Raw genomic sequence first — 10,484 nt, 5'->3', positions numbered from 1 at the left:
ACCGTTACCATTTATTTTGAAAAGCTAAAATTTAATTATTATGAATCAACAAGAACTATCAAGTTTGAGTATTGAAGAACTTAAAAAAAAGGAAACAGCTATAAAAACAGTTGTTTGGATGCTCGCTATTGTTTTAGTAGGTGCGCTATGTTTCTTTATTTTTATTTCATTTCGAGATGGTATCACACCACTAATTGCAGTTCCTTTCGCTCTTGCTGCAATTCTTCCAATGAATTTAAAAAACCTAAAATCACTTAAAACAGAAATAGAATCTCGGAAATAAGCAAAATCGAAAACATTGCATAAAGAATTTAACACAGAACGGAACCTGAACGTATAGTGACTTTTCTGAGTCGGAAAGAATCACTTATGGATTTGCCAATCTGAACGGATTGAAAAAGAAAATATTTGTCGGGTTTTTTACTCGGTCGAACCAAAATTATTAAGGAAAACGACTGCCTCGGACGAAAAAACAAATGGTAACAAAACCTATAAACAATACGGGCTTAGGCCTTATTCGCTGGGTTTGCGTACTTTTATGAAGTCTGCAAAATCTTTGGGATTTTGCTTTTTAGTGGGACAAAGAAAAAAACAAAACCAAAAGATTTTTGCTATGAGCGTAAGGGAAAGTTAAACGCCGGTTTGCTCCCGTACCGTTAATAGCCACAACGTTATCATTCAAATTTAAGAATACAGAAATTATGAAAATCAAAATTCTTCTTATTACTCCAATTGTGTTACTATTCTTTATTAGTTGCTCAACCAAAGAAGAAGAATCCCAAGAGCCAAATATAATATATGTTTTAGCTGATGATATGGGTTATGGGGATGTATCTGTATATAATGAAAACAGTAAAATTCAAACACCAAACATAGACAAATTAGCTTCTGAAGGTCTTAAGTTTACCGATGCACACACATCAGCATCTGTCTGCTCTCCAACAAGGTATGGGATTCTAACAGGGCGATATAATTGGAGAAGTAAACTAAAATCAGGTGTACTTACTGGTAAATCCAAAGCTTTAATCTCTGCCGACAGAACTACAGTAGCTTCCTTATTAAAGCAAAAAAACTATAATACGGCTTTTATTGGTAAATGGCATTTAGGATGGGATTGGGCACAAAAAAATCCTGAAGTTTCTGGAGGTGAAGGTTGGAACCCCAAAGATTTTGATAATATCGATTTTTCAAAACCTGTTCAAAATGGTCCTAAAGAATTAGGGTTTATCTATTCATACGGCCATAGTGGTTCTTTAGACATGGCTCCCTATGTATATGTTGAAAATGGTATGCCAACTAAAATCCCTGACACCACATCAATTAATAAAGGTAAATATTCCTGGTGGCGAGAAGGACCTACTTCCAGTGATTTTATCCATGATGAGGTTACACCTAATTTTTTCCGTAAATCCTTTGAATACATTAAAGAAATATCCAAAGAAGAAAATCCATTCTTTTTATATTTAGCACTACCCTCCCCACATACGCCAATTTTACCAACAGAGGAATGGCAAGGGAAGAGTGGATTGAATCCGTATGGCGATTTTGTAATGATGGTAGATTCCTATATGGGGCAACTGGAAAAAGTGATTAAAGAAGCCGGGATTGAAAACAATACCATTGTTATTTTTACTAGTGACAATGGCTGTTCCCCGGCAGCATACATGGATGAGTTAGAAGAAAAAGGTCACTACCCAAGTTACATATACAGAGGGCATAAGGCTGATATTTTTGAAGGAGGGCACCGTGTTCCATTTATTGTTAAATGGCCCCAGGAAATAAAGAAAGAAATAGTGTCGGATCAAACTATTTGCACAACCGATTTGATGGCAACCCTTGCTAATATAGTCGGATATTCATTGTCAGACAATGAAGGAGAAGATAGCTATAATATCGTTCCTTTATTTAAACAAATGAAACTTGATATTCCAATAAGGGAAGCTACGGTACACCATTCTATAAATGGGAGTTTTGCTATCAGAAAAGGCGACTGGAAACTTATTATGTGTCCGGGGTCTGGAGGTTGGAGTTTTCCAAAACCAGATAATAGTGAGGCTATTGATTCATTACCAAAATATCAATTGTATAATATAAAGAGCGATCCAAGTGAAGCTACCAATTTGTATCCAAAAAATACTGAAAAAGCAGAGGAATTAAAAACATTGCTTATTAAGTATATTACCGAAGGTAGGAGTACGCCAGGAGTGCCTCAGAAAAATGACTGGATTGATTTTGCATGGAAGCAAATTGAATTTATTAATCAGTAAAATATTCGAATGATAACAATGTATAAAAATAATAGCCGGTTCAGCAGTAAAATAATGGGTTTTAGCCCGCTTCAACTTTCTTGTAACTTGACAGGGAAGTGTCACGCAGTCCGCTACTATTCTTATACTTACCGTTGTGTGCAATAAAAAGAAACATTAGTGAAAAGATTTTATATCATATTATTCATAATAATTAGCTGTTGCTCTAATCCAATATTTGCGCAAGTTTCTGATGACCCAATTAACAGAGTTGAAGAAATTGCAAAAAAATATATGGATAGTCTTGACATTGCTGGAATGTCTATTTCTGTAATTCACAATAATGACGTCAAATTCAAAAAATCTTTTGGATATGCAAACTTAGAACTAGATGTACCAATGACCAATTCATCTGTTTATCGAATTTGGTCAGTTTCAAAGCAATTCTGCGCTGTATCCATCCTAAAATTGGAGGCAATGGATAGGCTCGAACTGAATGATCCCATAAGCAAGTATCTCGATTCACTTCCATCTACTTGGAAAGACATAACAATTGAACAATTATTAAATCATACAGGAGGAATAAAGGACTATCTAAATGATTTTAAGGAAGGTCATAAATTGCATAGTACTTCCTTTGAAATTGTAAAAGATTCGACTAAGGTTTTAAAATTTCCATCCGGTAATGACTGGAGTTATACCAATTCAGGGTATTGGGTTTTAACCAAAGTTATAGAATCTGTTAGCGGTCAAAAGTATCAGGATTATCTTCAAAACGAATACTTCACCCCACTTAAGATGAAGAATACTCAAAAAATGGATTATTTCAACATCATTAAAAACAGGGTAAATGGATACAGAAATGTAAAAGGTGTAATGAAAAATTCTACTAGATATTTAGATGAGAATCATTTAGCAGATGGTGATGCCGAATTAATATCAAATATTGAAGATTTAAGTTTTTGGACAAAAGCATTATTCTCTGGTGAAATATTAGAATTAGAATTGCTTGAAAAGGCTTGGGAATATTCGAAGTATAACAACGGAGACAACATCGATGCTTCCTCAATTATTTATTATGATGAAAATACATCATATGGAATGGGATGGTTTATTAGTGATTTGGATGGACAAAAAATTATTTGGACTCCAGGTGCTGGAAGAGGTTTCTCAACTACAATTTTTTCAGTTCCAAGTTCTGACCTGAACATAATTGTTCTTTGTAACGCAAGGAGGTTTTTAATCGCAGATAAAATTGCAAAGGATATTGCAACCGAAATAATAAATAAAAATTAAAGCACACAACAAAGTATATAAGCCATTATCCCGATAGCCATCGGGACGGCTCATATACGAGACCGTTAGCATTTATAAGAAAATAGAGAATGTTTTATTTAAAAATCTAGTAATTGTAACAAGTTTCAATCTGACACGTCCTATTGTTTTAAATTAAAAAATATGAAAAATCAAATTCTAATATTACTTGCAGTAGTAATACTTAGCGCCTGTAACGACACAACTAAATCCAGCACCACCAACCAACCAACTCTAGCTGATTATCAAGTTGGCGAAAAATGGACCTGGAAATATAAAGGTGTAACTACAGAAGGGGAAGTACGCTCGGATGGAAAAGATACAAGAGAAATTGTCAGTATTGACGGAGTTTTAGGTATGACAATCGGTAAGGACACCATTCCCGTTACTGAAATTGTTAAACCAGAAGAAAGCGAAACACCTAAGTACGACTGGCCTCTGGAAGTGGGTAAAAAATGGAGATATGAGAACAATTGGACAAGTCAAGATGGAACAACGGGAAACCAAAGTCAAGATGCTGAAATATTATCATACCAAGAAGAAACGGTAGAAGCTGGAACATTCATGGCCTACACAATTAAATACACAGGTAAAACCACAAATTCCAGAGGATATAACGCAAATGAAGAGGAGGTTTGGTTGTATTCACCCGAAGTGAAAAATTTTATCAAACTGACTCAAACTCAAGGTGATTTTTTTTATGTAGAGGAATTAATTGAATATTCAAAACCAGATTAAAATCGAGAGAATAAAACAAATGCTAACAATGTAAAAGCGATATTTACTCGTATCCTCGCAACTGCGCTTATACCAACCGTTAGCCATTATATTAACAAATAATGAAAATCAGGAAAATATTAAAATTAATTGGCAAAGGATTCCTTATACTACTTGGACTGTTATTATTGACTGGGATTGTTTATGAACAAATAGGTCGTTTCAGTGCAAAACAATTTGCTGAAGAAAGGACTGGACGTTTTGTTGATGTTGGAGGCCATGAGTTGTATTACGAAAAAAAGGGTGATGGTAATGTAACTGTAGTCTTTGAATCTGGAGCACCGGGAGATCATCGAGCCTGGGAAAATCTATCAGAAAGAATTTCGAAATATGCAACCACTGTAACTTACGATAGAGCCGGATTACTATGGAGTGAACGTGGATCATTTGATAAAAATCCTGATAATATAAGTAAAGATTTGCAGGCTTTGTTAAAAAATATAGACTTTAAAAAGCCGTATGTGTTAGTAGGTCATTCTGCAGCAGGTATTTATTTGAGACCGTTTATTAATAAGCACCAAGAAGACATTTTAGGTGTTGTTTTAATAGATCCATCTCATCCAGATCAACTATATAAAGCCCCTGAGGAATTAAAAGATTATATGCAGCCTCCTTTTTTTCCTCCAAGATGGTTATTTCGATTTCTAAATGTGGTTGGTTTGCTAAGACTTTTGATGGATGATCCGCTGTTATATAAAGGTGTTCAAAACGGAGGTGTATATGATGAAATCGAATTTTTAATGAAAGAAACATCAAAATTATCAGCATCAAGCAATACTTGGAAGGTTCCATTAGTTGTGATATCAGCAGGCAGCCAAGATTCATTTCTTGGGCCAAATGAAAATGATACTGTTAAAAAAGAAATTCAGCACTATTGGGACGGTTTACAAAAAGAGATTTCAAAATTATCTATTAGCGGTACTAGAATTGTTGCTGAAAAAAGTGGACATAATATGCTGAACAGTGAATCAGAATTAATTAGTAATGAAATTATTAAAATGATTAATCTACAATCCAGAGATGAATAAATACAATGGCTAACATTTTGTATAAGCAATGGCCGAAAAAGTATTAAACATCAAGGTTTTTAGCCCTCTCAAACAGCATAGCGGTTTGAGAGGAAATTACCACGCCAACTTCCGCTACTCATACCCACTCACCGTTATGCTTCATTCCCGATAGCTATCGGGACAAACCAATAACCAATGATAAAATTCTTTCGAAAAATACGCTACGACCTTATGGAGAAAAACAAAACTGGAAAGTATTTAAAATATGCTGTTGGTGAAATAATTCTTGTTGTTATTGGAATTCTGATTGCTTTATCAATTAATAATTGGAATGAAAATTTAAAAAACAAAAAACTGGAAACTAGTTATTTAAAAAGAATTTATGAGGACTTAGACAATGATTTATTACAATTTGAAAGAACGATTAAATTAGCTCAAGAAAGAAATAAAAGAGTACTGTTTTTGGAACAAGCTATTAAGCACTCACAATTGGTCAATAAATCTTCTGATTATTTTGTTAAATCTATTGTTTATGCAAATTACACTTACAGACCCGCTATTTCAAATCATAGTTTTGAGGAATTAAAATCAAGTGGCAGACTTGAATTAATAAATAATGAGGATTTAAGGGTTTCAATTGCAAAATATTACGACCTTGAATTCAATTATAGTCAGTTTGATTTTATCAGAGAAGATGTACAACTTAAATATAATGAGTACTCTAGAGGTATTTTGAATCAAGAGCAGTTAAATTGGGTAATAACCACATATAATTTACCTGATTCTTTATCAAACATATCTAAAAAAGAATTGGATGATATATACCAAAGGTTTTTATCAAAAAAAGAATTTCATTCAATATTACCGCAAGTATTTGAAAGTAAGTATAGCACCATAGAAGCAATGAATGATTCTAATAAAGAAGCCGAAAAATTAAAAGGAGAAATTCAAGACGAACTAAATATTATTTCAAATGTGAAGAAATAACGAAAGTACAAAAACGGCTATAATTCATTTTAGCTAAACATATTTTGAAAATTTTATCCTATTTTTAAAACTAAGAAACAGGTTAAACGATAAACCAAGCAGCTTCGCCTTGCCCTCGTTAATTTTTCCAAACAAGGTTTGGATACCTGCCGCTGGGCTCGCTACAGACAAAACAGAATCATAGCCGAGACCGTTGTAGCACATTAAAGAAAACTAAAGTGATAAAAAGATACTTAAGACTTGATTTTATTGTAACAATAATCTTATTGACAATATTAAGCTGTAAAAACCAACCTAAGGAGGAAGTCGACCTTGCTTCGAAAATAGATAGACAATGGTGGAAAGAAGGCACATTGTACCAAATATATCCTCAAAGCTTCAAGGATTCAGATGGTGACGGTTTTGGCGATTTTAAGGGTATTATTGAAGAATTAGATTATATTGAAAGTCTCGGTATTTCCTCAGTTTGGATGAATCCTTTTTTTAAATCACCTTTAGTTGACAACGGTTATGACGTTTCCGATTACCGAGCAATTCACCCGCGCTATGGAACTATGGAGGATTTTGAAGAAATGCTCAAAGGATTTCAAGACCGTGAAATTAAATTTGTTTTGGATGTTGTAGTAAATCATAGTAGCGACCAACATGAATGGTTTCAAGAAGCCAAAAGCTCCAGAGAAAATAAATATTATAATTATTATCACTGGTGGCCAGCTGAGAAAGGTAAACCACCTTATAGACATAGCTTATTTGACCCAGACGGAGGATGGGATTATGTAGAAGCTGTCGACGCTTACTATCTTCATACATTCGCAGAAGAGCAACCCGATTTGAACTGGGAAAATCCAAAACTTCGTCAAGAAGTTTATGACATCATGAAATATTGGGCAGAAATGGGAGTTGATGGATTTAGAATGGATGCCTTTCAATTCGCCAGTAAAGACACTACTTTTCCTGAGTTTCCTGATGGGCATGAGAAGGACTTCATTAAGTGGTATGGTCTGAGGCCACAATTGCATGATTACTTAAAGGAAATGTACAAGGAAGTTATAGAACCTTATAATGTTTTCGCAGTTGCGGAAGGTGCTGGAAGTACTTTTAAAGATGCCCACGATCTGGTCGATTCGGATAGGAAAGAACTCCAGGTTGCTTACCACTTCGAAACTGTAGACATGTCTCGTACGACTGACGGTTATGAGTTGTCACAATTCAAGGATGTCTTTAGTAGATGGGATGATGCATTTGCCGAAAATGGTTGGTTGGCCATTTTTCTTTCAAATCATGATAATTCACGGTTAGTGAATCGATTTGGAAATGCAAGTCCTGAATTTAGGACAGTATCCACACAAATGTTGAATACCTTTTTACTTAGTATGAGAGGTACGCCTTATACATACTACGGTGATGAATTGGGAATGACGAACATTGACATGCCAACAATTGAAGAATATGTAGATATTTCCGCTATCGGTGACTATAAAATGGCTTCGGCCAAAGGAAAAGATGTTGATGAATTCATGAAGCAGCTTAATTATGCATCAAGAGAAAACGCCCGGACACCCATGCAGTGGGATGATTCTGTAAATGCAGGATTTACAAAAGGCACGCCATGGAAAAGGGTGAATCCTAATTACATACAGATTAATGTTGCCAAACAAAACAGTAATCCAAACAGTGCATTGAATCACTTTAGAAGAATGACCAAATTACGAAAGGACAATCTGGTTTTGGTATATGGAGATTATGAAATATTACAAAAAGAACATCCTTCGGTTTATGCCTTCAAAAGAACATTAGGTAACGACAAAATGCTGGTTCTTTTGAATTTTTCAGATGAAAACTCAACTATTTCACTGACGGAAGAATTGGGTAATTCGAACGAGACTCTCATCAACAACTATGAAGAATTAATAATTGAAGGAAATGAGGCTAGTCTTCTTCCCTATCAAGCAGTAATTTTAAAAATTGAATAGAGAAACGTGCTAAAACAATGGCTATTAGTAATTACTTGTTCTCGCCTACCCTTCGACTGCGCTCAGGACAGGCTTCTGAAAATCCTCCCACGCCAAAGCGTGGCGGGACGGATTTTCAGTTTGGTGTGTATTTGCAAAGTTAAATGCTATCCCGATAGCTTCTCCTTCGTAATACTATGGAGAAGGAGCTATCGGGACACGCAACTACTCATAGCCGAGACCGTTAGCGTTAATTTCAGACGAAATTTTATTCGGAACAATTTTAAAACATGAATTTATGAATACAATAAAAAAGACTATTCGACAACAACAAATACTTCTTTTATACATACTACTGCAGACAATTAGTGTATTTGGACAAGGTAATGTAAAAACAGAACCTGGTTTAATAAACGCTAGTCCAATAGATAATTTACCACCATATATAAAACTTGTAAGCGGTTTTGGAGAACGTCCAGATTGGTCTCATGATGGCCGATTCATTCTTTTTTTAGATAAACCAATGGGTGAAGTATTTGAACTAGAGGTGGCAACCGGAATTACACGACCAAAAACCAGACATTTTAATCATTACGGTTTTACAAGGGCCATGTATCTATCTAATGGCGACATTCTGCTTGCTGGGCCAAATGCGCTCTTTGATCCTACTGATAATGAGGAAAGAGATAAAGCACGTGACCTTACCTGGTTGTACGTAATGGATAAAAGTGGTGAAACGCCCCCGGTTCCTTTAAATACCCTTTGTGCTGAAGGGCCGGCGGTTTCCAGAAATAAGATGAGAATAGCCTGGACACATCGAGATCGCCAATTACCTGAGTTGGGAAAAAATAGGGCAAAGTTATTAATGGCTGAAATAATTTACCAAGATGGGATACCCAAGTTAGCCAATGAAAGGGTGATTTTTGATTCAAAGCAGTTACCTTTTTCACTGGGTCATGCAAGTCTTGAAACACAAAATCTTGTTCCACCAGAAGATGTAAAAGTAACATTTGCTGTTTATACTATTAATAATGGAAATAATACCGATGTTTATATGGTAGATAGCGAAACCGGAGAATATAGAACTATCACTAACTCTCCCTGCTGCTACGATGAGCCTGAAGGAATATTCCCTGACGGTTTACACACTCTGGTTGAACACGGACCCTCCGATAAAAATGCCTGGCCATTGCTTGATCTGTATAAATTGAAAATAGATGGGTCAGGCGAAATGCAAAGATTAACTTATTTCACTGACTATAAGGGATACAAGGCCAATCAAGGAGTAATATCGGACGATGGGAAATATTTAAGTTTTCAGATAGGAAAAGATAATACAGAACCAGGTGTTGGTTTCGGTTTCCTAATTATGGATTTGCAAGAAGCTGCAAAACACCTGGAGGATTTTAAAACTTATAATGAATAACAGGAGTATCCTATTTTTTAATATATAAAACAAAGCTGAGATTGATTTAAATAGAGTGACTATCTGATAAATAAAATATAACTAAAAAACTAGCGCTAACACGGCATATATTTCATTAGTGGTGTAATGGTTGACCAAGCTTAAATGCAACTGCTAAATATAATTGTAACTTGAAAATGAATAGCATTGAAACGCCAACGAAAATATATGCCAAACCGTTGACATCAAGTTTGACCCCTCCTGAAATATGTATACACTAAATCAAATGTATATGCATAAAAATGGTGGATATATGATCGATTCCTTAATGGATCATAACCGGTCCCGAAATATATTGGAATATGATTATAGGTTATAATAAGCCCGGCCACTTGCTATAAATGAAGGATTCTTCAATTGGTCCAATTTCATATCCTACCTTTTGTATTTTCAGTGCGAGTCTTTCTCAGGAACAACGCAGCTAATCCTGGTGAGGCTACTATCTTCTTTATTAGCTCGCGGTTTCCAAAATCTTAAGTATATTAGTAAGCAGGGAGTAGGCTATTGCAGATACTTTTCAATTTACCATCTTTTCAGTCTTTGAACGGGCTATTAAAGACCTTTGCAGCCAATGTTTAACGAAACCTATCACCTAACCTGTGGGGTAGGGAACAGGAATAGGCTTATCTTTAAGAAATGATGTTTTTAAAGCCCATGACGGTAAAATAACAGTGGGTACAGAAAAGAGAGAAGGCACTACGTTTACTTTAAAATTACCAGCCAAGGACTAAAA

General features: G+C 35.1%; 9 protein-coding genes. All 9 read left to right on the top strand.

What is annotated here, in order from left to right:
* Positions 1-40 precede the first annotated feature (40 nt).
* The 9 genes from WBM60_RS12255 to WBM60_RS12215 all read left to right on the top strand — a co-directional run bounded on the left by WBM60_RS12255 (position 41) and on the right by WBM60_RS12215 (position 10,482).
* Positions 41-283, top strand: a complete 243-nt coding sequence (locus tag WBM60_RS12255; RefSeq protein WP_424276205.1) for a hypothetical protein — start codon at positions 41-43, stop codon at positions 281-283.
* Between the two features lie 418 nt (positions 284-701).
* Positions 702-2,267, top strand: coding sequence for a sulfatase family protein (locus WBM60_RS12250; protein ID WP_424276206.1), 1,566 nt, complete (start codon positions 702-704; stop codon positions 2,265-2,267).
* Between the two features lie 159 nt (positions 2,268-2,426).
* Entirely contained in the window at positions 2,427-3,542 is a 1,116-nt protein-coding gene (locus tag WBM60_RS12245) for a serine hydrolase domain-containing protein (RefSeq protein ID WP_424260590.1), read from the top strand.
* A gap of 162 nt (positions 3,543-3,704) precedes the next feature.
* Positions 3,705-4,298: a hypothetical protein gene (locus WBM60_RS12240; protein ID WP_424260592.1), complete on the top strand. Its 594-nt coding sequence runs from the start codon at positions 3,705-3,707 to the stop codon at positions 4,296-4,298.
* Between the two features lie 101 nt (positions 4,299-4,399).
* Positions 4,400-5,365, top strand: coding sequence for an alpha/beta fold hydrolase (locus tag WBM60_RS12235; protein ID WP_424276207.1), 966 nt, complete (start codon positions 4,400-4,402; stop codon positions 5,363-5,365).
* A 213-nt stretch (positions 5,366-5,578) separates the two neighbouring features.
* Positions 5,579-6,334: a DUF6090 family protein gene (locus WBM60_RS12230; RefSeq protein WP_424260596.1), complete on the top strand. Its 756-nt coding sequence runs from the start codon at positions 5,579-5,581 to the stop codon at positions 6,332-6,334.
* A gap of 218 nt (positions 6,335-6,552) precedes the next feature.
* On the top strand, positions 6,553-8,307 hold the full coding sequence (locus WBM60_RS12225) for a glycoside hydrolase family 13 protein (RefSeq protein WP_424279455.1): 1,755 nt from the start codon (positions 6,553-6,555) through the stop codon (positions 8,305-8,307).
* A gap of 277 nt (positions 8,308-8,584) precedes the next feature.
* Positions 8,585-9,712, top strand: coding sequence for a TolB family protein (locus WBM60_RS12220; RefSeq protein ID WP_424276209.1), 1,128 nt, complete (start codon positions 8,585-8,587; stop codon positions 9,710-9,712).
* Positions 9,713-10,368: 656 nt separating this feature from the next.
* Positions 10,369-10,482 (top strand): hypothetical protein, encoded by a 114-nt coding sequence (locus WBM60_RS12215; protein ID WP_424260680.1) that lies wholly within the window; start codon positions 10,369-10,371, stop codon positions 10,480-10,482.
* Positions 10,483-10,484: the final 2 nt, after the last annotated feature.

It is taken from the genome of Eudoraea sp. (genome assembly GCF_049669105.1).
Lineage (GTDB): Bacteria > Bacteroidota > Bacteroidia > Flavobacteriales > Flavobacteriaceae > Eudoraea.
The sequence above is the reverse complement of the archived record's forward strand: the minus strand, read 5'-3'. Positions and strand labels throughout refer to the sequence as shown.